General features: G+C 66.3%; 21 protein-coding genes. 20 read left to right on the plus strand and 1 reads right to left on the minus strand.

Annotation, left to right across the window (positions count from 1 at the left end):
• Positions 1-9: 9 nt before the first annotated feature.
• From ACSQ14_RS13305 to ACSQ14_RS13370, 14 genes are all read left to right on the plus strand, one after another.
• On the plus strand, positions 10-276 hold the full coding sequence (locus ACSQ14_RS13305) for a hypothetical protein (protein ID WP_436013499.1): 267 nt from the start codon (positions 10-12) through the stop codon (positions 274-276).
• A gap of 2 nt (positions 277-278) precedes the next feature.
• Positions 279-1,499 (plus strand): pilus assembly protein TadG-related protein, encoded by a 1,221-nt coding sequence (locus tag ACSQ14_RS13310; protein WP_436013501.1) that lies wholly within the window; start codon positions 279-281, stop codon positions 1,497-1,499.
• Positions 1,500-1,503: 4 nt separating this feature from the next.
• Complete coding sequence (locus ACSQ14_RS13315) at positions 1,504-1,998, plus strand: TadE/TadG family type IV pilus assembly protein (RefSeq protein WP_436013503.1); 495 nt, start codon at positions 1,504-1,506, stop codon at positions 1,996-1,998.
• Entirely contained in the window at positions 1,998-2,618 is a 621-nt protein-coding gene (locus ACSQ14_RS13320) for a TadE/TadG family type IV pilus assembly protein (protein ID WP_436013505.1), read from the plus strand. Before ACSQ14_RS13315 ends, ACSQ14_RS13320 begins: the two co-directional genes overlap by 1 nt.
• Positions 2,615-3,799, plus strand: a complete 1,185-nt coding sequence (locus ACSQ14_RS13325; protein WP_436013507.1) for an AAA family ATPase — start codon at positions 2,615-2,617, stop codon at positions 3,797-3,799. The genes ACSQ14_RS13320 and ACSQ14_RS13325 overlap by 4 nt, the downstream gene beginning before the upstream one ends.
• Positions 3,796-5,172 (plus strand): CpaF family protein, encoded by a 1,377-nt coding sequence (locus tag ACSQ14_RS13330; RefSeq protein ID WP_436013509.1) that lies wholly within the window; start codon positions 3,796-3,798, stop codon positions 5,170-5,172. Before ACSQ14_RS13325 ends, ACSQ14_RS13330 begins: the two co-directional genes overlap by 4 nt.
• Before the next feature lie 5 nt (positions 5,173-5,177).
• Complete coding sequence (locus ACSQ14_RS13335; protein WP_436013511.1) at positions 5,178-6,122, plus strand: type II secretion system F family protein; 945 nt, start codon at positions 5,178-5,180, stop codon at positions 6,120-6,122.
• A 10-nt stretch (positions 6,123-6,132) separates the two neighbouring features.
• Entirely contained in the window at positions 6,133-7,053 is a 921-nt protein-coding gene (locus ACSQ14_RS13340) for a type II secretion system F family protein (protein ID WP_436013513.1), read from the plus strand.
• Entirely contained in the window at positions 7,050-7,511 is a 462-nt protein-coding gene (locus tag ACSQ14_RS13345) for an A24 family peptidase (RefSeq protein ID WP_436013515.1), read from the plus strand. The genes ACSQ14_RS13340 and ACSQ14_RS13345 overlap by 4 nt, the downstream gene beginning before the upstream one ends.
• Positions 7,512-7,670: 159 nt before the next feature.
• Positions 7,671-9,038, plus strand: a complete 1,368-nt coding sequence (locus ACSQ14_RS13350) for an O-antigen ligase family protein (RefSeq protein ID WP_436013517.1) — start codon at positions 7,671-7,673, stop codon at positions 9,036-9,038.
• Positions 9,035-9,619, plus strand: a complete 585-nt coding sequence (locus ACSQ14_RS13355; protein WP_436013519.1) for a hypothetical protein — start codon at positions 9,035-9,037, stop codon at positions 9,617-9,619. Before ACSQ14_RS13350 ends, ACSQ14_RS13355 begins: the two co-directional genes overlap by 4 nt.
• Before the next feature lie 139 nt (positions 9,620-9,758).
• Positions 9,759-10,340: a hypothetical protein gene (locus tag ACSQ14_RS13360; protein WP_436013521.1), complete on the plus strand. Its 582-nt coding sequence runs from the start codon at positions 9,759-9,761 to the stop codon at positions 10,338-10,340.
• Between the two features lie 143 nt (positions 10,341-10,483).
• Positions 10,484-11,812, plus strand: coding sequence for an outer membrane beta-barrel protein (locus ACSQ14_RS13365; protein WP_436013523.1), 1,329 nt, complete (start codon positions 10,484-10,486; stop codon positions 11,810-11,812).
• Between the two features lie 107 nt (positions 11,813-11,919).
• A complete protein-coding gene (locus tag ACSQ14_RS13370) occupies positions 11,920-14,172 on the plus strand; it encodes a GumC family protein (protein WP_436013525.1) in 2,253 nt (750 codons plus the stop codon).
• 111 nt (positions 14,173-14,283) lie between these two features.
• Here the strand turns inward: ACSQ14_RS13370 and ACSQ14_RS13375 are convergent, their stop codons facing one another.
• The gene (locus ACSQ14_RS13375) at positions 14,284-14,556 is read right to left on the minus strand and encodes a hypothetical protein (RefSeq protein ID WP_436013527.1); all 273 of its coding nucleotides are present in this window, start codon (positions 14,554-14,556) and stop codon (positions 14,284-14,286) included.
• Positions 14,557-14,878: 322 nt separating this feature from the next.
• On the opposite strand from ACSQ14_RS13375, the gene ACSQ14_RS13380 reads away from it, so the two are divergent.
• The 6 genes from ACSQ14_RS13380 to ACSQ14_RS13405 all read left to right on the plus strand — a co-directional run bounded on the left by ACSQ14_RS13380 (position 14,879) and on the right by ACSQ14_RS13405 (position 22,147).
• Positions 14,879-15,499: a sugar transferase gene (locus ACSQ14_RS13380; RefSeq protein WP_436013529.1), complete on the plus strand. Its 621-nt coding sequence runs from the start codon at positions 14,879-14,881 to the stop codon at positions 15,497-15,499.
• A gap of 29 nt (positions 15,500-15,528) precedes the next feature.
• Entirely contained in the window at positions 15,529-16,512 is a 984-nt protein-coding gene (locus ACSQ14_RS13385) for an NAD-dependent epimerase/dehydratase family protein (RefSeq protein ID WP_436013531.1), read from the plus strand.
• 50 nt (positions 16,513-16,562) lie between these two features.
• Positions 16,563-17,864 (plus strand): UDP-N-acetylglucosamine 1-carboxyvinyltransferase, encoded by a 1,302-nt coding sequence (locus tag ACSQ14_RS13390; protein ID WP_436013533.1) that lies wholly within the window; start codon positions 16,563-16,565, stop codon positions 17,862-17,864.
• Complete coding sequence (gene murB, locus ACSQ14_RS13395; RefSeq protein WP_436013535.1) at positions 17,861-18,841, plus strand: UDP-N-acetylmuramate dehydrogenase; 981 nt, start codon at positions 17,861-17,863, stop codon at positions 18,839-18,841. The genes ACSQ14_RS13390 and murB overlap by 4 nt, the downstream gene beginning before the upstream one ends.
• Positions 18,842-18,892: 51 nt before the next feature.
• Positions 18,893-20,152: a lipopolysaccharide biosynthesis protein gene (locus tag ACSQ14_RS13400; protein WP_436013537.1), complete on the plus strand. Its 1,260-nt coding sequence runs from the start codon at positions 18,893-18,895 to the stop codon at positions 20,150-20,152.
• 327 nt (positions 20,153-20,479) lie between these two features.
• Positions 20,480-22,147, plus strand: coding sequence for a calcium-binding protein (locus ACSQ14_RS13405; RefSeq protein WP_436013539.1), 1,668 nt, complete (start codon positions 20,480-20,482; stop codon positions 22,145-22,147).
• Positions 22,148-22,349: the final 202 nt, after the last annotated feature.

Raw genomic sequence — 22,349 nt, forward strand, 5'->3', positions numbered from 1 at the left:
GAGCCGATCATGCGAACCCTGATCCTTACTTCCGTCTGCGCCGTCGGTCTCTGCGGGTGCGTCCAGAGCATCGATGCCCCGCTCTCGCCGACCTTCGGTCAGGCCGTGGCGTCGATGGACACTCAGATCATCCCGGTGCGGCCATCTGACCAACCGCCCTCGGCCAACGGCGCGCGCGCCGCGTCCGCCATCGCCCGGCTCGAGAAGGGCGAGGTCTACAAGCCAGAGACCGCGAACACGTCGAACGTCTCCGTCATGAGCTACGGAGGCAAGTAGCCATGGGAAGGCCGCGCTTCGCATCCTTGGCGCCGACCGCCCGCCTCGCGCATCGCCTGCGTGACGACGAGGACGGCAATGTCCTGGTCTATGTGACGCTCTCGGCCGCGGTCCTCCTGGGGATCGTCGGGCTGGCGCTCGACGGCTCCCGGGCGATGATCACCCATTCCGAAGCCCAGTCCGCCGCGGACGCCGCGGCGCTCGCGGCGGCCTCGCAGCTCGACGGTCAAAGCGGCGCCTGCGACCGCGCCAAGGCGGAGGCCCTGGTGGTTGTCAACAAGCAGCGCTTCGCCCAAGGCGGCGCCGGGGACATCTCGATCGCGTCCGGCAGCCCGGTCTGCCTGAAAGACCTGCCGACCAGCGACGCCGCCTCGACGAGCGGCGAGGTGACGACGAACGACGCGGCGTCCCGCTACGTGCAGGTCACCACCCAGCAGCTCACCCATCAGAACAGCCTTCTGGACGCGCTGAGCACGGACAAGACGGCGACCATCCAGCGCACCGCCGTCGCCGGCTTCCGCCGCTCGCTCTGCGCCGCCGCGCCGGTGATGATGACCTGCGACACCTTCGCCTGGACGCCCGGGGTCGCATTCGACGCCTGGATCAACGACGCGAGCCTGAAGGGCTTCGTCTCGGATTGTGGCAACAGCGCCGGTTGCGTCAGCAGCACGCTGGCGAGCAAACAGGCCAGCTTCTGTGTCGTTGACGGCGCTATGGAGACCGTCCCCGGCAATAAGACCGAGCAGGCCAAAAACGGGATCAACACCCGGTTCGGCGATGGCTCGTCCGCCAGCGAACCGTCCGACACCAACATCACTGATTTCCAGCCGTACTCAAACGACCTCACGGGCGGCTCCGGCTGGAACTGCGCCGCCTACTACGCCGCCCACCACGCGAGCGACGGGCTGGCGAAGCCTGCGAGCTGCACGTCGAACACCACCTCTCCTACGCGCTACTCCGTTTACCAGGCCGAACGCGCCGCCGATAAGATCCCGACACGTGGCCCTGCCGGCAAGACGACGGCGGAAGAGCGGCGCCTGCTCTACCTGAGCATCTTCGATTGCACCTCGAGCGGCAGCCCGCCGAAGGCCTTCCTCAAGGCCTTCATGCTCCGCAAAGCCGAGGCCGCAAGCCAGAAGCACATCTACGTCGAGCCGATCGCCTTGGTCACGTCCAAGACTGATCCCACCGCGATCCACGAAGAAGTGCAGATCTACAGGTGACGCCATGAGCTTGCGCGCAAACTTTCGGCGACTGAGGGCGGAGCGCAGCGGCGCGGCGCTGGTCGAGTTCACGCTCGTCGCGCCCTTGCTGATCGCCCTGATGTGCGGGCTGGCCGAGTTCGGCCAGGCGCTGCGGCAGTACCACGTCATGCAGAAGGGCGTCGGCGACGCCGCCCGCTACCTGGCCCGCGCGCCGGCCCGTCCGCCGTGCATGGACGCCACCGACCCGAACTGGGCGACCTACGTCGGCGAAGCGCAGAACCTAGCCGTCAAAGGCGTGCCCACAGGCGGAACGGCCCTTTTCAATGGCTGGAGCGACACGGCGAGCGTGTCGGTGCCCGCACCGACGTGCCTGACGAACCCGCGGGGCAGCGGCTCGGACCTGCCGCTGATCATCGTCACGGCGAGCGCGCCGTACGCCGACCTCGGCATGCTGAGCGCTCTCGGCTTCGACGCGATCACCCTGACCGTCTCCCATCAGGAACTGAAGGTGTCGTGATGCGCCGGTTCCGCTCACTCCTCCGCGACCAGAGCGGCGCCACCCTGGTGGAGTCGGCCTTGGTCGTCCCCTTGATGCTGATCCTGACCTTCGGCCTGGTCGAGTTCGGCCATGTTTTCTGGCAGTACCACGCTGCCGAGAAGGCGACCGCCGCCGGCGCCCGCTGGCTGGCCACGCGCCACGGCGTGCTCGGCAGCGGCTCCGCGAACGGCGAACTCTGGACCGCCCCGGTACCGGATTGCTTCGTCAACTCCACCGATCCCAGCGTCGCCGCGCCCGGAACCCTCTGCACCCAATATGCGACCAGCACCTGGATCGAGACCTGCAGCGGAGCAGGCGGCGGCGCTTGCGATGACACAGTATGGACCGGCCTGGTCACCGAGATGCAGCGCTTCGCGCCGTTCATCACCGACACGAACGTCAGCGTGGAGCTGAGAGGCAGCAACATCGGCTTCGTCGGCCGCGGCCGCGCCGTCCCGCTGATCACGGCCAAGACCACCGGCCTCACCTACAACTTCATCGCCCTCGGCGCCCTCGTGCCCGGAGTCGGCTCGATCACGATGCCCAGCTTCGCCAGCACGGAAGTGGCCGAAGACCAGAAAGAAGGACCCGGGATATGACCAAGGCCCGCAGGATTCTGCTCGCCGGCGCGGGCGAGGAACTCCGCGCCCTGCTCGACCGCGCCGCGGCCCAGATGCCGGACATCCATGTGGACGAGGCTGAAAGCCTCGAACCACAGATGCTCAATGGCAAGGCGATCGCCTCCACCGCCATGGTGGTGGAGCTCGATCTTCGCTCGCCCACGGCGGTGCAAGCGTTCGAGAAGCTGGCCGGGTCGCTGGGGGAGCGCAAGGTGATCGCCGCGGCGCGCTACGCCGAGCCTGGCGACCTCCGCCGCCTGTTCCGCGCGGGGGCGGCCGACGTGCTCACCGCCCCGTTCAGCTCCGCCGCACTCGAGACGGCGCTTGGCGAACTGATCGACGCGCGTGGGCCCGCACCAGCGGCCGCGGGACGGGTCGTCACGTTCCTGAAGGCCAGCGGCGGCGTCGGGGCGACGACGGCCGCGATCAATCTGGCGGCGCTCGCCGCCCGTGGCGAGCCCAAGCAGAAGCGGCCCGCGCGCAGCACCGCCATGCTCGACCTCGACCTCCAGTTCGGCGACGCCGACATCGCCCTGAACCTTGAGCCACGCAGCAATCTGTTGGACGTGATCCGCGCGCAAAGCCGCTTCGACGGCCGGTTCCTCCAGGGGGTCATGACCGAGCACGGCTCAGGCCTGCGCGTGTTGCCGGTCGCGCAGAAGATCGTCCCGTTGGACGCGCTGTCAGCGGACTTCGCCGCGGACATTGTACGCCAGTCCGCTCGCCTGCACGAACGCACCTTTGTCGACCTCCCCTCGGTGTGGACGGACTGGACCTTGAGCGTCCTGCGCGCATCTGACCTGGTGGTGCTGCTGTCGGCGCCCACGGTTCAGGGCGCGCTCGGCGCCCGCCGCACGCTCGACGCCTTGGTCGAGGCGCGGTTGGAGGCACCGGTCATGCTGGTGCTCAATGGCATCGCCGGCCTAGTCGACGGCTTCGAAAAGCCATCGCGGATCAGCCGCTCGCTCGACCGGCCGATCGACGCCGTCCTTGGCCACGACCCGAACGCCACCCGCGCCCTGGATCGCGGCGCGCCGGTGGTCGAAGCCTATCCGAACACCCGCCTGACCCGCGATCTGCGCGCCCTCGCCCAAAAAGTTGAGCAGCGGCTCGCGCAAGCCCCAACGCAGCAGCAAGACCAGATCGGAGCCGTCGCATGAGACTGTCCTTCGCCGACACCACGCCCGTTCCGGTCGCCACCCCATCCGAGGCGCCCCCGCAGTTGCAGAGCGAGGCGCGCAGCTTCAAGGCCGCGCAACCGGCGCCCGATGAAGCCTATCTGCGGCTCAAGACCGACATGCATCGGCGGCTGATCGAGAATATGAACCTCGCCGGGCTCGAGCGACGTCCGATCGCCGAGGTCCGCATCGAGGTCGCCGAACGCGTTCTCGGCATGCTCAAGGATGACGCGCGTCCTCTGAACGAACTGGAGCTGCGCCGTCTCAACGAGGACCTGCTCCACGAACTGCTGGGCTATGGACCGCTCGAGCCGCTGCTGAACGATCCCGACGTCTCCGATATCCTCGTGAACACCGCCCGCGAGGTCTACGTCGACAAGTTCGGCAAGCTCGAGCTCACGCCGATCCAGTTCGCCGACGAGCAGCATCTGCTGCGCGTGATCGAGCGCATCGTCGATCGCGTCGGCCGGCGGATCGACGAATCCCAACCGATGGTCGACGCCCGGCTGCCGGACGGCTCTCGCGTCAACGCCGTGGTCGCGCCGATCGCGGTGGACGGGTCGATCCTCTCCATCCGCCGCTTCGCCCGCATCCCCTTCGACCTCTCTCGTCTGGTCGCCGCCGGCGCCTTGCCTGCGCCGGCGGCCGAACTGCTGAAAGGCCTCGTGCAGGGGCGGCTCAACATCTTGATTTCGGGAGGCACCGGCACCGGCAAGACGACCCTGCTCAACGCCATGTCGCAGTTTATCGGCGCGACCGAACGGATCGTCACCATCGAGGACGCAGCCGAACTGCAACTGCAGCAGCCGCACGTCGTGCGCCTCGAGACGCGCCCGCGCAACGTCGAGGGGCGCGGCGAGGTCACTCAGCGCGACCTGGTGCGCAACACCCTGCGGATGCGGCCAGACCGCATCATCCTCGGCGAATGCCGCTCCGGTGAAGCGTTCGACATGCTGCAGGCGATGAACACCGGCCACGACGGCTCGCTGACCACGGTGCACGCCAACACTCCGCGCGACGCGCTGTCGCGACTGGAGCAGATGATCGGCATGGCCGGGCTGGATGTCTCCCCGCGGTCGATGCGCGCGCAAATCGCCAGCGCCATCAACATCGTGGTGCAGATCCGCCGCTTCGCCGACGGGACCCGCCGGGTGGTCAGCCTGCAGGAGGTCGAGGGCATGGAGGGCGACATCATCACCATGCAGGAGGTCTTCCGCTTCGATCAGACCGGCCTCGACGCCGACGGCCGCGTGCAAGGTCGCTTCAGCTGGACCGGCATCCGCCCACGCTTCTTCGAGGTCCTGCGCTCCCAGCGCATCGCCGTGCCGGATGTCCTCCTCGAAGGAATGGGCTAAGCGCCATGCTTGAATACCTGCTCTATGCCCTGGCCTTCATTGCGGTGATCCTCGCCGTGGAAGGCGCGTGGCGGCTGGCGCGCGCCAACCTGGGCGAAGAGCGCGCGGTGAAGCGACGCCTGGCGCGCGGCAGAAGCGCGGCGGTCTCGGCCGCCACCACGCCTCAGGCCAGGCCCGACGCCCTGAGCGTCGCGCTCGACGCCCGCTTCCCGCGACTGGCCCGGGCGCTCGTCCGGGCGCGGGCGCCGTTCGGTACTGGTCCGCTGGTGCTTGGCGCAGGCGCGCTGTTCCTGCTGGTTTTCCTCGGCCTGAGCACGCTCGGCGCGCCGCGCCTCCTGGCGGCCTTCGCGGCCACCGCGCTCGCAACGGGTACGCCCTATCTGGTCGTTTCTGGAATGACCTCGCGACGCCGCAAGCGGTTCCTCGACCAGTTGCCGCAGGCAGTCGACCTGATGGCGCGCAGTCTGCAGGCCGGCCATCCGGTCGCCGCGGCGATGAGCGTAGTCGGCCAGCGGATGCCTGATCCAATGGGGCCGGAGTTCCAGGTCGTCATCGACGAAATGACCTATGGGCTCGACCGCGACCAGGCGCTGGATAACCTCGTGCAACGGTTTCCCGTGGCCGAACTGCGGATGTTCACCGCCTCGCTCGAGGTGACCCGCGAGTCCGGGGGCAATCTGGCCGAGGTCTTCCTCAAGCTCGCCGAAGCGATCCGCGCCAAGGAGCAGCTGCGCAAGAAGATCATCGCCATCTCGGCGGAAGGGCGCATCACGTTCTGGGTGGTGACCGCCCTGCCCTTCGTCGTCGGCGCGGCGCTGATGCTGCTGCGGCCGGGCTTCTTCCTGGATGTGGCGGAAGATCCGCTGTTCTGGCCGATGCTCTCCTTCGCCCCCGTCACCCTCACCATCGGCGCCATCATTATCTGGCGCATGGTCAACATCCGGATCTGAGGAGCTGCCCATGGACCTGCTCATCATGGTCGGAGGCGGCGCGCTTTGCCTGCTGCTCCTGGCAGCCTCGCTGGGCATGATCGTGCTCAGCGACTCGCCATTCGCCGCCAGGCTCTCGCGGCACCGGCGCATCGTCGAGGTCGCTCCGCGATCAGATCGGCGCGCAAGGGTCGAGAAAGCCCTGCAGCGGATCGGGGCCGTCGCCGGCCGAGGTAGCCTCGACGGCGCCGAACGGGCAAGCCTGCGCACCAAGCTCGTCCGCGCCGGCTTCTACGCCGAGCGCGCCGCCGAGGCCTTCTTTGCGATCCGCGTCGTCACCGCCGTCGCCCTTGGGCTATTGGCGATCCTTGCTCTGCTTGTCATGAGACCGCCGAGCCCGTTGATCTCGCTCTTGCTTGTCCTCACAGCAACTGGCGCCGGGCTCTACCTGCCGAATCTACTTCTACAGCAGCGGATTAAAGAACGTACGTTTGCTCTCAAGATCGGCCTACCGGACGCCGTTGATTTGATGGTCGTTTGCTTGGAGGCCGGCGGTACCCTTAGCTCGGGCATGCAGCGGGTGCAGTCCGAGTTCCTCGACCTGCACCCGGTGATCTCCGAGCACTTCAGCGTCGCGCTGGCGGAGATGCAGGCCGGCTCAAGCCGTGCCGACGCCCTGACTCGCCTCGCTGAGCGCGCCGGATCCGACGAGGTGACTGGCCTCATGACCATGCTGGTGCAGTCTGAAGCCCTCGGCGCTAGCGTCGCACAAACACTGCGCGTTTTCGCCGAGCAGACCCGCCAGGCGCGTTACCTCGAAGCCGAGAAGAAGGCCGCCGAGTTGCCAGTGAAGCTGTCCATTCCCCTGGTCCTCTTCATCTTCCCGGCCCTTATGACCGTGATCTTCACGCCGCTCATTATTCGCATCATGAGGGTTCTGCTGACGACATGACCCCCTTAGCCCTCCTCGCGTTCAACGGCCTTCTCTGGTGCGCCGCAGCGATCGATTTGCGGACGTTTCGGATCCCGAATGCGCTGCCGCTTCTGATCGCGCTCTCCGGCCTTGTCTTGCACCTGCCGTCCAGCTCGGGCGAACTGCTCGACCGCGGAGCGGCGGTGCTCATCGTGGGGCTAGGCGGCGGATTTTTGTGGCTGCGCGGGCTGTTCGGCGGGGGCGACTACAAGCTCATCTGGGCCTGCGCAGTCTGGACGGGCCTCGGAGGCCTGGCGCCCTTCTTCCTTGCGTTCGGCTTGGCCAGCGGCGCGCAGGGATTGATTACGCTGCTGGCGGCCTCTGCTGCCCCGAGCGGCCAGCTCCGCAACCGCCTCCGTAACCGTGTCCCGCTCGCCGTTAGCATCGCCGCCGCGGGCCTCTACTGGAGCCTGCACACGAGCCTCGCGGCCGCCTGACGCAGCGTTTCGCTAGGCCGTCCAGCTTGCCGACGGACGGCGCCGATCCGCTGGCCATCCAGTTCACCGTCACGGCTGTTCGGTCGCGGCGCCGCCCGGCCGGGTGTTGATCGCCGCCGCCGGATAGGCTCTTTACGGGCCGGGCAGAGGGGGCGCGGCGTGACTGAGGTCTTGAGCGAGTCGCGGGTGGTGCGGCGCAAGTCGGCGTCGCGGCCGGACGCGCGGCTGTGGCCGCCGCCGAAAGACGCCTGGCTGCCGGTCGCCGGCGTCGCCCTGCTCTATCTTTCGCACCTCGCCTACGGCGCGCTGCTCAGCGACGCGGCCATGCTGATGGGCGCGGCCGGCGCGTTGATCCTCGGCGCAGCGCTGCTGCACGCGCAGACGCGCGACGACCTGCTGCGGCTAAAGGGCCTCGAATGGCCGGCCCTGCTGTTCGCGCTGGTCCTGCTGGTGGCGCTGTGGACGCTGACCCCCTGGACGCCCGGCGGCCCGCATGGGGTCTGGGCCTACGTCGGCGTTTCACCCGGCGCGTCGACGATTGACAAGTCGACGACGACGATGGAGATCATCAAGCTCGTCGGCTTGGCCTGCCTGTTCCTGGTCGGCGCGGCGACCGGCGCGCGCGACGACCGCGCCCAACTGGCCATCCAGCTCACCCTCATAGCCGGCATGGCGTTCGGCCTCTGGGCCTTCGTCGGCTCGGTGACCGGGACCATTCCGCAGACCCAGGGCCACCGGCTGGAGGCCCACTTCGTCAATCCGAACACTGCGGGCACCTTCTTCGCCGTCCTGCTGCTGCTGGCGATTAGCGAGCTGCAGCGGCGGCTGCGCCAGCGCGGCCGCGAGCGGGACCTCAGCGCGACCATCGCGCTGGCAGCCGCCGTGCTGACCTTCGCCATCTGCCTGCTCGACACCGCCTCGCGCGGGGCGGTGCTGTCCTTCCTCGGCGCGGCCGCGGTCTTCGTGCTCGTCCAGCTGGCCTGCGGCGCGCTGAAGCTCTCGCGCGCCGTGCTGGTCGCGCTCGGCGGCGTCCTGCTGCTGGTCAGCGTCGTCTGGTTCGCCGGCGACCAGCTGATCGACCGCTTCTTCCAGACCGGCGACGCCGCGATCGTCCGCACCGCTATCTGGCGCGAGCATTGGGCCGCCTTCCTCGACGCGCCGCTGTTCGGCTACGGGCTGGGCACGGCCGAAACCGTCAACAAGACCCTCACGACCGCCGCGAACACGCCGGTCCTCTGGAACATCAAGGCGATCCTCAATCTCTATGTGCAGTGGCTCGAAGAGGCGGGGATCGTCGGCGCGGCGCCGATGTTCCTGTGCGTCGGCCTGCTGGTGGTCCTGACCTTCCGCGGCGCGCTGCGGCGATCACGGATGGTGCGCCTGCTCGCCGCGCTGATCGCCGTCGACGCGGTGTTCATCCTGCACGGGACCACGGACTTCGGCCTGCAGGTCCCCTCGATGGCCGCCCTGTGGGCCTGGTTGCTGGGCCTGCAGTTCGCCCTCGCCCAGGGGAGCTCGCGCCGATGAAACTGTCGCCTCCCCTCAAGCTGGCCGGCATGGCCGCGCTCGGCGGCGTCTGCCTGGTCTCATCTCTGCTGGCGCTAGCGTCGATCAACAGCGGCGGCGCTGTGAGGGTCGGCGGCGCCCACCTGCTGCCGCTCGCGGCCGGCTACGACCGACAGGCGCAAACGGCGCTGTCGCCAGCCGCCGGACCGCCTCCGGACGTGCGCCGCGCCGCCGCCGAGGCCTCGCGTAGCGCCATCGCCGAGTTCCCCTACGACACCGGCGCCTGGCTGCGGCTGGCCTATTTGGACCACGCCGAACATGGTGAACTGACCCCCACGGGGATCGCCGCGCTCAGCCGGTCCTACGACCTGGTGGCTGTCGACACCGATTTCGGCGTCTGGCGAATCGCCTTCGCGCTGGAAAACTCGCAGGCGCTGCCACAACCATTGCGCGCATCGGTACAACAGGAGGCGGCCGCCTTATGGACAGTTGGTCGCTATCGGGGTCAACTTCGCAACCTGCGGACGCAATTGAGGAATCCGGCCGGCCGGCTTTCCTTGATGCTGTGGATTAACCGTCTTCAGGCCAGCGACGCTAAATAGTCACAGGCGCCCCAGAAGTGCGCACCCGCCATCAGTGTTACTGAAACGTTGCTATTTTTAGCTTGATGAAGCTGCGCCGCTATGGCCTTAAGACGCCTCGGCATTATGCCGTTCGGTGATCTTTTGATGGGGGGGCGCAATGAGCCTCAAGACGATTTCGATCGGCGCACTCGCGCGCGCCTTGGCCGCCACCAGCCTGATCGGCGCCGCCGTCGTCCCGACGATCGCGTCCGCCCAGGCGCAGTCGCCGGCCGAACAGGCCGCCGCGCTCGCCACGGCGATCAGCCAGGCGGTCCAAAACGCTCTGGCGAACTCCACGCCGGCGACCGCCGAACAAGCCGTCGCCGACGCGATCGCCGCGGCGGTTGACGGCGCCGACCCGGCGATCGCCCAGGCCGCGCTGACGCAGGCCCAGGCGATGGTGGTCGCGGCGCAGCCCGCCGCGGCGAACAACCCGGCGGTGCAGTCCGCCTTCTCGAGCCAGCAAACCCTCGTCACGGCGGCTCTGAACTCGCCGACCGGCGCGGTCGGTAACAACGGCCGCGGCAACAACGGCCCGGGCTCGAACAACGGCAATAACGCCAACGGCAACGGCAATGTCGGCAACGCCGGCAACGGCATCGGCGGCGGCCCGGTCGGCGGCGCGCCCGGCGGTGGCGGCACCGGTGGTGGTGGTGGTGGCGGTGGCGGCGGTGGCGGCGGTGGCGGCGCTCACCGCTAAGCACTAAAGAGCGGCCGCCTCCGGGCGGCCGCTTCTCGACTCAAGGGCGGCTGTCGGGCGGTCGCCTCGAAAAAATCAAAACTACGGGGAGGCTATGACCGGACGCCACGGGGGCGTGCGGCGATAGCATATGAGGCGATAACGTGACGGCGAAGAAGCAGGTCCTTTTTGTGAGCGCAGCCCTGGTGCTGGCGATGAGCAGCGCGGCGCAAGCGCAATCGGTGCAGGGCTCCCTCTCCTCCAGTGCGGACCAAGCAGGCGACAACTTCCGCCGCGACCGCAACGTGAGCGTGCTGCAGCGGCCGCACCCGGGCTACGAAGCCCTCGGCGTTCGCCAAGGCGGCTTCATGATCTGGCCGAAGCTCACGGCGGCGGGCGAATACAACGACAACATCTTCGCGACCGAAGATGGCAAGGTCGCCGACGGCATCTTCCACACCAAGCCTGAGATCAACGTGACCTCGAATTGGTCGCGTCACTCGCTCAACGCTCACGCCAGCACGACCTTCAACCAGTACCTGCAGAACTCGAACCAGAACACGACCGACTACTCGCTCGGTGCCGACGGCCAACTCGATGTGCTGCGCTCCTTCGCGGTCTTCGGCGGCGCCGACTTCTCGCAACTGACCGAGCCGCGCACCTCCGCCGGATCGGAAGGCCAAGCCTTCCCGGTGCAGTACGAGCAGTCGACCGTCTATCTGGCGGCGGCGAAGACCTTCAATCGCCTGAAGCTCTCCGCCCGCGGCGACTGGAAAGAATTCAACTACCTCAACACGACCGGCAACTTCCCGCAGAATGACCGCGACCGCGACCAGTGGCTCGCCACCGCGCGGGCGGACTACGCGGTTAGCCCGGACACCGCCGTCTTCGTCGAACTCTCCGGCAACTGGCGCGAATACCGGCTGTCGTCCTCGCCGATCGAGAACGGCGTGGCGGTCTATCCGAACTTCGTGAACCGTGATTCCGACGGCCTGACCGCGCTGGTCGGCGCCAACTTCGACCTCGCCGCTCTGGTGCGCGGTGAAATCGGCGTCGGCTACATGGAGCAGAGCTTCAGCGACAGCGCCTTGGACGACTACAGCGGCTTCGGCGCGCGCGGCCAGGTCGAATGGTTCCCGACCCAGCTGACCACCGTCACCCTGACCGGCTCACGCTCGGTCGAGGACGCCTCGATGCCGGGCGCGTCGACCTACCTGTCGAACAACGTCGGGCTGAAGGTCGACTACGAACTGCTGCGCAACGTCGTCGTCGGCGGCAGCGGCTCCTATGGCCATGACGACTATCGCGGCATCGATCGGACGGACAAGCGCTACGGCGCCGGCGTCAGCGCCAGCTACTTCATGAACCGCAACGTCGGCCTGAGCTTGGCCTACAACTGGTACAAGAAGGAAGCCGACGGCACGGATGCGAGCGTCGAGTTCGGCAACGCCACGGTCAACCGCGTCGGCGCTGTGCTCACCGTCCAGTACTGACAAATCGCCGCTGCCTCAGATTGGGGCTGGCTTCGATCTTGAAGGCTGGTAGCGAACGTTCCCTCTTTCGCACAGTTCGCCTGTAGGGCGAGTTTTCGGAAATCCGCATGAACGCGCACACGCCTTCGTCTGTACTCGAACCGGAAAGCCCTGGTCACCAGGGCTTTCCCCCCAACCAGTGGACCTCGTCCCTGGCGGGGCAGCTGGATCTGCGGCGGCTGTGGAACGTCTTCCGTCGGCGACTGCGCCTGTTCGGCGCGGTCGCCGCGGCCCTGCTCCTGGCCACCATCCTCTTCACTTTGCAGGCGACGCCTAAGTACACGGCGACCGCCAACGTCATGCTCGACCCACGCAAGGAGAAGGTGACCGACACCGAGGCGGTGCTGTCCGGCCTGCCGCCGGATTCGCCGACCGTCGACACCGAGGTCGAGGTCCTGAAGTCCCGCCAGCTCGCCGAGCGGGTGGTCAAGTCGCTGAACCTCGAGGCCGACCCGGAATTCAACCCGCTCGCGAGCAAGCCGACCGGCGTCAAGGCGGTGATCGCCAGCGTGGCCGGCATGTTCGGCGCGCCCGATCAGACCAAGCTCAGCCCGATCGAGCAGCAAAAGCAGCACGAACTGGTGGTCGACAACGTCCTCGCCGGACTGTCGATCAAGCGCGCCGGCCTGACCTACATCATCAACGTCGGCTATGAGTCCGAGAGCCCGCAAAAGGCCGCTCTGATCGCCAACAAGTTCTCCGAGCTCTACCTGCTGGAGCAGATGGAGGCGAAGTTCGACGCGACCCGCCAGGCGACCACCTGGCTGAATCAGCGGCTGGACGAGCTGCGCGGCCAGGTGCTGGCCGACGAGGCCGCGGTCCAGCAGTACAAGATCGCCAACAACCTGATGAGCGCCTCGGGCACCAACCTGACCGAAGCGGAAATCTCCAGCTACAACGTCACCCTGACCCAGGCGCAGGCCCAGGTCGCCGAAGACGCGGCCCGCCTGAACACCGCCCGCAATCAGCTGGCGGGCGGCTCGAACGGCGAGGACGTCGGCGAAGCGCTGGACTCCCCGGTGATCCAAAAGCTTCGCGAGCAGCGCACCCAGGTCAGCTCCACCGTGGCTGACCTGCAGGGCCGCTACGGCGACCGCCACCCGGAAATGCTGAAGGCCAAGCGCCAGCTGACGGACATCGACGCCCAGATTCAGGCCGAGATCCAGCGGGTGATCTCCAACCTGCAAGCCAAGGTGCAGGTGTCGCGGCAGCGCGCCGGCGCGATTTCCGGCAGCCTGGGCGGCGCCAAGGGCGCGCTGGTGGCCAACAACCGCGCCATGGTGCGGCTGAACGAGCTGCAGCGCACGTCGGAAGCCTCGCGCACGCTCTACGAGAGCTATCTGAACCGCTTCAAGGAGACCAGCACCCAGCAGGGCATCGAGCAATCGGACGCTCGGGTCGTCTCCAAGGCGAAGATCCCAACCAAGCAAAGCTCGCCGAAGGTGACGCTGAACCTGGCGCTGGGTCTGTTGCTGGCGCTGGGCGCCGGCGCGGGCGCGATCGCCCTCGCCGAAATGCTGGACTCCGGTCTCGCCACCGCCGAGGACGTCGAACGCCGGCTCGAGGCCACCTACCTGGGCTCGATCCCGTCGCTGGCCTCGGTCGCCGACGACACCAACGTCGCGCCGATCGACTATGTCGTGGCCAAGCCGCTCTCCAGCTTCTCCGAGGCGTTCCGCAACCTGCGGACCTCGATCCTCTACGCCCGCCTCGGCGAGCCGGTGAAGATCGTCGCGGTCACCTCCTCCCTACCGGGTGAAGGCAAGACCACGACCTCGATCTGCCTCGGCCGCGCCACGGCGCTGCAGGGCCAGAAGGTGCTGGTGGTCGACTGCGACCTGCGCCGCCGCACCGTGAACCGCGTACTGCGCCACGAGCCGACTGTCGGCCTGCTCGAAGTGCTCAACGGCGAGGCCACGCTGGAGCAGGCGATCATTCCCGACAGCGAAAGCGGCGCGCACATCCTGCCGCTGGCTAAGAGCGGGGTGACGCCGAAGGAAGTGTTCGGCACCGCGGCGATGGACCGGCTGCTGAACGAACTGCGCAGCCGTTACGACCTGGTGGTGCTCGACACCGCCCCGGTGCTGCCGGTCGCCGACACCCGGGTGCTGGCGCCGAAGGCCGACGCGGTGATCTTCCTGACCCGCTGGCGCAAGACCCCGCAGCATGCCGTGGAGTCCGCCTTCCGCCTGCTCGCCGGCACTGGCGCGCACATCGGCGGCGTCGCCCTGACCCAAGTCGACATGCAGCAGCAGTCGAAGTACGGCTACGGCGATCCGGGCTACTACTACGCCGAATACAAGAAGTACTACGTCAGCTGACAAGCGACGGCCCGCCGGCGTCAGACGCAGGCGGGCCGTTCGGTTTCCAAATTTCGCCTTGGCGCTCTGCCCCACCCCCGCTTCGAGATCCTCAGGGGGCGACCAGCCGATCTACAGCAGCGAGCGCAGACCGGCGATCGCCACAGTCCAGAGCACCGCATTGGTCGCAAAGATGACGACCACCGAGCGCCGCGCCGACCAGCGGCCCGCCTGCGGCTTGGCCAGGCTTTCCCGCAACTCGATCTGCAACCGGCGCGCCGGGCTCTCGACCCCGGCGGGATCGTGCGGCTCGGCCCAGCGGGGCTGTTGGTGACTCTGCGGATCCGCGGAGACTTCGGTCTCCGCCTGACGGTCCGCCCGCGCCGCGTTCATCTTCCGAACCACGCCGAACTCCTCCAAAGGCGAGGATCACGGTAGGCGGCGGAAGCCTAACAACTACTTCCCGGACGGTCTTAACTCCAGTTTACCAAGCACTACTATGACGTGTATCGTTCTGGGCCGCGCAGGGGCCGCGCAAGCGGCGCCTTCAAAGCCACCAGGTGGCGAAAAAGTGTCGCCGAACGCCGTCATGCTCTAGCTGGCACGGCTTTGGCTGGGTAAAGAGAAACTGAACAACGGGGATTGGGGCGTGTTCATTTCCGGCACAAACGACGTCGAGTTTGCGGCCCTTCCGCAAGAAGTTAACGCCGCTGGCGCGGATCAGCGCGTGCGCAAACCTGCGCCCGCAGCCTGTCGAGTTCTCGACATTATGATCGCCCTGGCCGGCCTGATCTTCGTCGCTCCGCTGATGCTGCTGGTGGCGATCGCCATCAAGATCCAGGACGGCGGCTCGATCTTCTTTGGCCACTCGCGGATCGGCTACGAGGGCCGCGCCTTCCGCTGCTGGAAGTTCCGCAGCATGGTGGTCGACGCCGAGGCCCGGCTGGCGGCGCTGCTCGCGCGCGATCCGGAGGCCCGGCGCGAATGGGAAGCCGACCAGAAGTTGCGGCGTGACCCGCGGGTGACCCTGCTCGGCCGCTTCCTGCGGGTCTCCTCGATCGACGAACTGCCGCAGCTGTTCAACGTGCTGACCGGCGAGATGAGCTTGGTCGGGCCGCGCCCGATCGTCACCGCCGAGGTCGCCCGCTACGGCAGCCGTTTCGCCCACTACTGCTCGGTGCGCCCGGGCATCACCGGCCTGTGGCAGGTCAGCGGCCGCAACGACATCGGCTACCGCAAGCGGGTGGCGATGGACACGGTGTTCGCCAAGCGCGTCTCAGCCAAGCTCTACGTGGCGCTGCTGTTCGCCACCGTGCCTGCGGTGCTGTGCCGCAAAGGCTCGTACTAAGTAACGTTCGAGTATAGGCGCACTTTCCGATGAACCAGATCAGCATGCGCAAGAAGCGCGCCGTGGTGCTCGGCGCCAGCGGCTTCGTCGGTACCCGGCTGGTCCGCCGGCTGACCGGCCAGGGCTATGCGGTCGCTGCGGTCGACATCCTGCCGCCGCGCGAGCGGTTCGAGGGCGCCGACTACGTCACCGCCGACGTGCGCCAGCCGCTGGATTTGCAGATCGGCCTCGGCGCAGGCGTGCTCTACAATCTGGCCGCGGTGCACCGCACGCCGGGCCACCCGCCGCACGAATACTACGACACCAATGTGATGGGCGCGGCCAACGCCACGGCGCTGGCCGACACCTGCAACATCCCGCTGATCGTCTTCACCAGCTCGATCTCGGTCTACGGCCCGTCGGAGCTGGTGGTCACCGAGCAGTCGCCGCTGCAGCCGACTTCCGACTACGGCCGCTCGAAGCGGATGGCCGAGGTTGTGCATCGCCAGTGGCTGGACGCCGATCCCGACCGGAAGCTGGTGATCGTCCGCCCAGGCGTGATTTTCGGTCCCGGCGAGCGCGGCAACTACACCAACCTCGCTCGCGCCCTGCAGCGGCGGGTGTTCGCCTACCCCGGCCGCAAGGATGCAGTGAAGAGCGGCGGCCACGTCGACGAGCTGCTGCGCTGCATCGAGTTCGCGACCGCCAAATGCCTGCGCGAGGTGCTGTTCAACTTCGCCTTCCCGGACGAGAGCACGACCGAGGCGATCGTCGCCACCTTCGGCAAGGTCTGCGGCGTTCCCTCGCGCTACCCCACCATTCCCGTCGCGCCGCTGATGGCTGCGGCCAGAGTGTGCGAGGCGGCCGACGCGCTCGGCCTGCCCAACCCGATCCACCGCGAACGGGTGCTGAAGCTGGTCAACTCCACCCGCGTCGCCCCCGCCTGGCTGCTCGCCAACGGCTACGAGTTCGAGCTCGACCTCGAGCGTGCGCTGACCGGGTGGGCGACGGAGACCGCAGGGCGGTTCGACTAAGTTTTTACTTTCACCGCATACGAGCAAAGCAGTTCGTCGAGGGGATTAACATGCGTGCCATCATCGAAGGGGGCGTTTCGCCCAAGGGTGTCGTGCGCGTGAGCGGCGCCAAGAACTCAGCCACCCGGCTGCTGTCTGCGGCGCTGATCACGGATCGGCCGGTGGAACTCACCGACTTCCCGACCCAGCTTGTCGATGTCGGCCATAAGATCCGATTCATCCGCGCGCTTGGCGGGCGCGTCGAGGTCGACAACGACCGCGGTGCGATCACCGTTGACGCAAGCCAATACGTCTCTGAGGTCCTGAAGGACTACGACTACCCGATCCGGACGACCTACCTCCTCGTCGCCGGTCAGATCCTCCGCTCCGGCGTCGCGCGCATCCCCTACCCTGGCGGCTGCAAAATCGGCGCTCGCGGCTACGACCTGCACATCATGGTCTGGCGCCAGCTGGGCTGCGAGGTGGAGGAGAAGGCAGACTACATCGAAGTTCGCGCGAAGAGTTTCCGCGGTGGCGAGATCCGGTTCCCGATCTCGACGGTGGGCGGCACCGAGAATGCCCTAATTTGCGCTGCGATCGCCGATGGCGTCACCGAGATCATCAACGCGTACATCACGCCGGAGATCGAGGACCTGATCGATCTCCTGAAGCGTATGGGCGCCCAGATCGAGGTCACCGGCAACAGCCACGTGCGGGTTGATGGACGTCGAGACCTCTCCGGTGCGCGGAAACAAGTCATGCCCGACCGGATTGAGGCTCTGACTTGGATCGTCTACGCTGTGATGAGCCGCGGCGAGTTGCGCATTGATGGCGTTCCTTTCGAGGCAATGCGCTCGCCATTGCTTTACATTCAAAGTGCCGGCATCGACCTGCTCCAGAACAGCACCTCGGTCTACGTCCACCCTGAATGTGTACGGGAAGGCCAGGTTCAGCCCTTCGAAGTGCCCTGCGGCACTCACCCGGGCGTCATCTCGGACATGCAGCCCTTCTTCACGATGCTCGGTCTGAGCGCGACCGGCGTCTCGCGGATCTTTGATTATCGCTATCCGGAGCGCGTCGGCTACGTGCATGAACTGGCCAAGTTCTGTCCGCCGGGCGCTCTTGAGGCAGAACACGGCAAGATCACCGTCCACGGCCCCGGCACCTACAAGCCGGCCCACGCCACCTCGACCGATCTGCGCGGCAGCATGGCGTTGATCCTCGCGGCGCTCTGCGCGCCCGGCGAATCGATCGTCGAGGATGCTCACATGGCGCTGCGGGGCTACAACGATCTGCGCGGCAAGCTCGCCAAGGTTGGCGTGACGATCGGCGTGGAAGCAGACCAATCCGCCACGGCCGTCGCCGCCGAATGAACCGTCCGCTGTCCTCGATGGATCAACTTGCGGCCGACCTGACGCGTTTGAGCGGCGGGCCGGTCGTACGCGACGCCGATCTGCGGCCCTTGAGCCGTTGGCGGATTGGCGGCCCCGCGGCCCTGTTCGTGGAACCGACCAGCGTCGAGGCGGCCATCGCTACCCTCGCCTACCTAGCCGACAAGCCGGTGCCGCGTGTGGTGATCGGTGACGCGTCCAACATTCTCTTTGATGACGCCGGCTTTCATGGCGTCGTCATCCGGATCGGCCGGGCCCTGTCCGCCATGGGGATTGACGGGCGACGCGTCCACGTGCAGGGCGGCATGTGGGTGCCGCAGCTCGTGCGGCGCCTCGGCCAGTGCGGCCTTGGCGGACTGGAGCACGCGATCGGCATCCCCGGCACTGTCGGTGGACTGATTGTCATGAACGGCGGCAGCCGCCGCAAGGGCGTCGGCGAGCAATTGGTCCGCGCTCGTGGCTGCGATGGCTATGGCGTGCCATTCGAACGTGACCACGCCGCCTGCCAGTTCCGATACCGCGGCTCCACACTACAGGACGATGGCCTTATCATCCTCGAGGCGGAGTTCGAGTTCGAACAAGCGGATCCTGCGTTCCTGCGCCGCGACATGATCAGCATCATGGTCGAGCGCCGCGGCAAGTTTCCGAAAGAACTCCCGAACTGCGGCTCGGTGTTCCTCAGCGACCCCGCCATGTACGACGTCGTCGGACCTCCGGGTAAAGCAATCGAAACGGCCGGGCTCAAGGGCCGCCAATGGGGGAAGGCGCAGTTGTCGCCCCGGCACGCCAACTTCATCGTCAACAACGGCGGGGCGACGTCGGTCGACGTGCTGGCGCTCATTCGCCTCGCGCGCACGACGGTTCACGAGCAGACGGGCTTCTGGATGGATTGCGAGGTCCGCCACATCGCACCGGACGGCCGCGTCCGCCCCGCGCACCAGGCGGCGGAACTGGCCTGAAGTCGTCCGCGGTCCCGTAGCATGCAATCCCGCCTCCTTAAGATGGCGACTGTGCTGGCGTCGCGCGGCGTTACCCGTGTGGCGCAGGTCGTCGCCTTTCTCGTGCTCGCCCGAGCACTATCGCCCTCGGGTTTCGGCGCGTACGCCGTCATCACTTCGGCGGTTTTCCTGGCCGGACAGATCGGTCCGCTCGGCCTCAGGCAGGCCTCCGCGTACCGGATCGGCCAGTCGCTGATGACCGACGGTCAGGCGCTCGGGGTCCTGGCGCTCTTCTGGCCGCTTACGGCCCTCGTCTGCATGGCGGCTGTGTTTGGCCTGAACCAGACCGCATTCGAAGGCTTCGGGGCGGGCCCCACGGCTGCCGTGCTGATCGCCACGGCGGCGGTGCTGTTGCTCAACCTCCTGCAGGGCGTGTTTCTCGGCCGGGGGGAGATTAAAGCGTTTTCCTTTTCCGACGCTGGGCCGCGCGTCCTGCAATCCTTGCTGGCGCTGTCGCTGTGGCTGACCGGCGCCCTCACCTTGAACACCGCCCTATGGAGCTTCGCCGCCGGCTTCCTCGTACTTGCGCCGATTGTCGTTTGGATGGCGGCGCGATCAGCTCAGAGGCTGAGCCCCGCCGTCGGCCAAGCGCCAGCGATGATACGACACGGCTTCCTATTCGCGGTTTCCGCCTTCCTAGTCACGTTGCAGGGTCGCGTCGGTGTCTTCTTTCTGTCCGGCGCACATGGGCCAGAAGCCGCCGGACAATTCTTCGCCGCCCAGCGGGCCAGCGAGCTCTTCCTTGAACTTGCGACCGCCGTAGGCCTAGTCCTCTTCTCGGAAACGGCCCGGAGCGGACCGAATCGCGAAACGCTGCGCAGCGCCATGCGCACCGCGGGCGGTCTTTTCGTCATGTTCCTGGGAGTCGGCGCGGTCGCTGCGTTCACGGCGCCGTGGCTCGTCTTGGTGCTTCTTGGCCCGCAGTACGCTGAGGCCACGGACGCCCTTCGGGTCCTCGCCATCGGCCTCGCTCCCGCCGCCGCCGTGCGCGTGCTGAACAGCGTCATAGCCGGAATGGGCAAGCCGTACATAAGCGCCGGCATTGTCCTCGTCGGCATCGCGATCAATGCCGCGGCATGCGCCCTGCTTGCACCTCGGTACGGCGCCGTTGGCGCCGCCGCCGGCCTAGCGATCGGCCAGTTCGTCGCAGCAACGGTCTATGCCGCGGTCTGCTTGCATGAGCGCAGGCTTCAAATGATTGCGCTACCGCCGCATTTCAGTGCCGAGTTCCACGAATCCGAACCTGCGCCGATAAAAGAAGAAGCACGATGAGCACGCGGCACAGTATGAATTCGATGAGAACCCCTGCGGCGTGATCAGGCCGACGATAACTAGGGCCGATCATGTTGCCGAAGTAGTCTACACGGCCTGAGCTCGGATCGTTGGGGGATCTAGGCCGCCTCCGGTTCATCGCCGCAATTTCGCTACCGGATACGGCTTCGCGACATCGCGCTCCCCGGAAAATTCACACGCCGCGCCCCAAGCTCGCGTGCAGAGTATAGACTGCAGGGAGGCTTCATCTTGAAGCAGCGCCATGGATTTGCCCAAGCGAATAGCTAGTGGTGAAATGCTTAATTCCAAGCTTGGACTTCGGGCATCATGCAAGAACGCCGCTACGCATTACTTCTATTTTTAAGCACCTGCCTCCTAACGACTCTCCCCCTAACAGCGCAAGAAGGCGAAACGTACGCTGCGCCAAGCGCAGGCAATAAATCCTCCCCCCGCTCCGAACCTCCTCCGGCCACTTCGCCCGCACCAGACCAGCTCGGCCTGCACCGCTGCGCCCCCGCACGTCCGGCAGCGACGGCGACCTCGCCGGCGATCACAGTGCGCTCGGGCACCTCCGTCGATCAGATACAGCAAATAATCGACAGAGCTCCGCGAGGGAGCACGATCAGGCTTTCGACGGGCACGTTCATTTTTGACAAGCCTCTCCTGATCTCACGTGGCGATATTGCTCTCCTAGGCGCCGGACCAGACGCCACCAGGATCATGCTGCACACTGCTGGCGGCCTGACGCCGACAGCTATCATCGTCAGCCCCTCGCAAACCCCGGACAGAGCCCAACCGCTGGAACAAGACCTCAGGAGTGGAAGTGACACGCTCCCGGTCGGTCGTCTGAAGGTTCGCGCTGGCGATCTGCTCTACATCTATCAACCTAATGACGAAACGTACAAGGCCGCCTTACGCAAGTCCGACATCTTCTATACGAAAACGAAATCACCCATTCGCGAGACGATCTCTGAGGTAACTCGGATCGATCGCGCAGGCATTCGCTTGAGTAAACCGAGCCCATATGCGTTTTCGGGAAAAATCGCCCAAATTCGTTTGGACTGTCCGCTCAGAAACATAGATATAGGTGAATTCTCTATAATAACCGATCTTCCCATTGCAAACCCTCTGGCATTCTCCAATCGGATTCCAGCTCGCAATAATGTCGCGACATTTCAAGTAGAGAACGTCGCCTACTCCACTTTTCGCGACATCAAGATCACAAGTTCTGCTTCGTCCGCCTTTCAGTTTACGCATGTATTTCGCGTCCACGGGGAAGCTCTCGCCGCCATCGGAGCCAGCAATAAGGGCATTGGGGGAAACGGCTACGCGTATCGCCTGTCAGGGGGATTTGAGAACCGCTTCGACACGCTTTACGATAGAGATATGCGACACAGCTTCCTGTTCTCTGCTGAGCACGCGGAGCATTACAATCGCATAGAGATTTCGTTCACAAACCGGAACATAGATTTCCACGGCAGCGATGACACACACAACTTCGTGCGGATCCGACGATCCGAACTCTACTACTCGCCAGATGACATTAATTGGACTTCTGTGTCTGATCGGAGCCCGCGAAATTCATCTGCAACCGTTAAGCGAAATTCGGTCGCCTTTGACTGGGCGTCCGGCTCTCGAACAGGCGATTTGATTCAGGGTGCCGATGACGGCGCCCACCTCGACGGGAGGGGAGGCGCCGATACGATCTCGGGCGGCCGGGGCAACGACACGATCATCGGCGGCCGCGGCCAGGATCTCCTCTCTGGAGGGCCCGGCCGCGACGTCTTCGTCTTTCGCCCCGGGGACGGGCGCGACACGATTTTGGACTTCGACCCTCAACTGGATTCGATTGACCTAAGCGAACTCCCGAAGGCATTGAGGCCTAAAGCGCAACCGGTCGGGCGCGATCTGCTAATCAATCTTGGAAAGACCCAATCGATACTGCTCCGGAATACCGCCGGCTACACTCTTTACCAACTCAAGATCCTGCACTGACCAACTTTTCGGGCGGCAGCGAAAGGGCGCAGCTGATTCCCCCAGGGTAGCCGGGTAATGGGCGCACCCAATACCGCGCATCGCACGTCGCGTCCTCAGACATGAGGGGTCAGCGGTGAATCCCAGCCACTCGCCAACGCGCGCAATCTAATGGGCGCGCTAGCCACCGAGCTCGGTCGTGAACTTCGCCTTCATCGAGGCA

This window comes from Phenylobacterium sp. LjRoot219, from assembly GCF_964252995.1.
Classification (GTDB): Bacteria; Pseudomonadota; Alphaproteobacteria; order Caulobacterales; family Caulobacteraceae; genus Phenylobacterium.

What these genes read in the sequence shown, in the direction of transcription:
- ACSQ14_RS13305 (WP_436013499.1), top strand. Translation starts at nt 10, where the DNA reads ATGCGAACCCTGATCCTTACTTCCGTCTGCGCCGTCGGTCTCTGCGGG.
- ACSQ14_RS13310 (WP_436013501.1), top strand. Translation starts at nt 279, where the DNA reads ATGGGAAGGCCGCGCTTCGCATCCTTGGCGCCGACCGCCCGCCTCGCG.
- ACSQ14_RS13315 (WP_436013503.1), top strand. Translation starts at nt 1,504, where the DNA reads ATGAGCTTGCGCGCAAACTTTCGGCGACTGAGGGCGGAGCGCAGCGGC.
- ACSQ14_RS13320 (WP_436013505.1), top strand. Translation starts at nt 1,998, where the DNA reads ATGCGCCGGTTCCGCTCACTCCTCCGCGACCAGAGCGGCGCCACCCTG.
- ACSQ14_RS13325 (WP_436013507.1), top strand. Translation starts at nt 2,615, where the DNA reads ATGACCAAGGCCCGCAGGATTCTGCTCGCCGGCGCGGGCGAGGAACTC.
- ACSQ14_RS13330 (WP_436013509.1), top strand. Translation starts at nt 3,796, where the DNA reads ATGAGACTGTCCTTCGCCGACACCACGCCCGTTCCGGTCGCCACCCCA.
- ACSQ14_RS13335 (WP_436013511.1), top strand. Translation starts at nt 5,178, where the DNA reads ATGCTTGAATACCTGCTCTATGCCCTGGCCTTCATTGCGGTGATCCTC.
- ACSQ14_RS13340 (WP_436013513.1), top strand. Translation starts at nt 6,133, where the DNA reads ATGGACCTGCTCATCATGGTCGGAGGCGGCGCGCTTTGCCTGCTGCTC.
- ACSQ14_RS13345 (WP_436013515.1), top strand. Translation starts at nt 7,050, where the DNA reads ATGACCCCCTTAGCCCTCCTCGCGTTCAACGGCCTTCTCTGGTGCGCC.
- ACSQ14_RS13355 (WP_436013519.1), top strand. Translation starts at nt 9,035, where the DNA reads ATGAAACTGTCGCCTCCCCTCAAGCTGGCCGGCATGGCCGCGCTCGGC.
- ACSQ14_RS13360 (WP_436013521.1), top strand. Translation starts at nt 9,759, where the DNA reads ATGAGCCTCAAGACGATTTCGATCGGCGCACTCGCGCGCGCCTTGGCC.
- ACSQ14_RS13370 (WP_436013525.1), top strand. Translation starts at nt 11,920, where the DNA reads ATGAACGCGCACACGCCTTCGTCTGTACTCGAACCGGAAAGCCCTGGT.
- ACSQ14_RS13385 (WP_436013531.1), top strand. Translation starts at nt 15,529, where the DNA reads ATGAACCAGATCAGCATGCGCAAGAAGCGCGCCGTGGTGCTCGGCGCC.
- ACSQ14_RS13390 (WP_436013533.1), top strand. Translation starts at nt 16,563, where the DNA reads ATGCGTGCCATCATCGAAGGGGGCGTTTCGCCCAAGGGTGTCGTGCGC.
- murB (WP_436013535.1), top strand. Translation starts at nt 17,861, where the DNA reads ATGAACCGTCCGCTGTCCTCGATGGATCAACTTGCGGCCGACCTGACG.
- ACSQ14_RS13405 (WP_436013539.1), top strand. Translation starts at nt 20,480, where the DNA reads ATGCAAGAACGCCGCTACGCATTACTTCTATTTTTAAGCACCTGCCTC.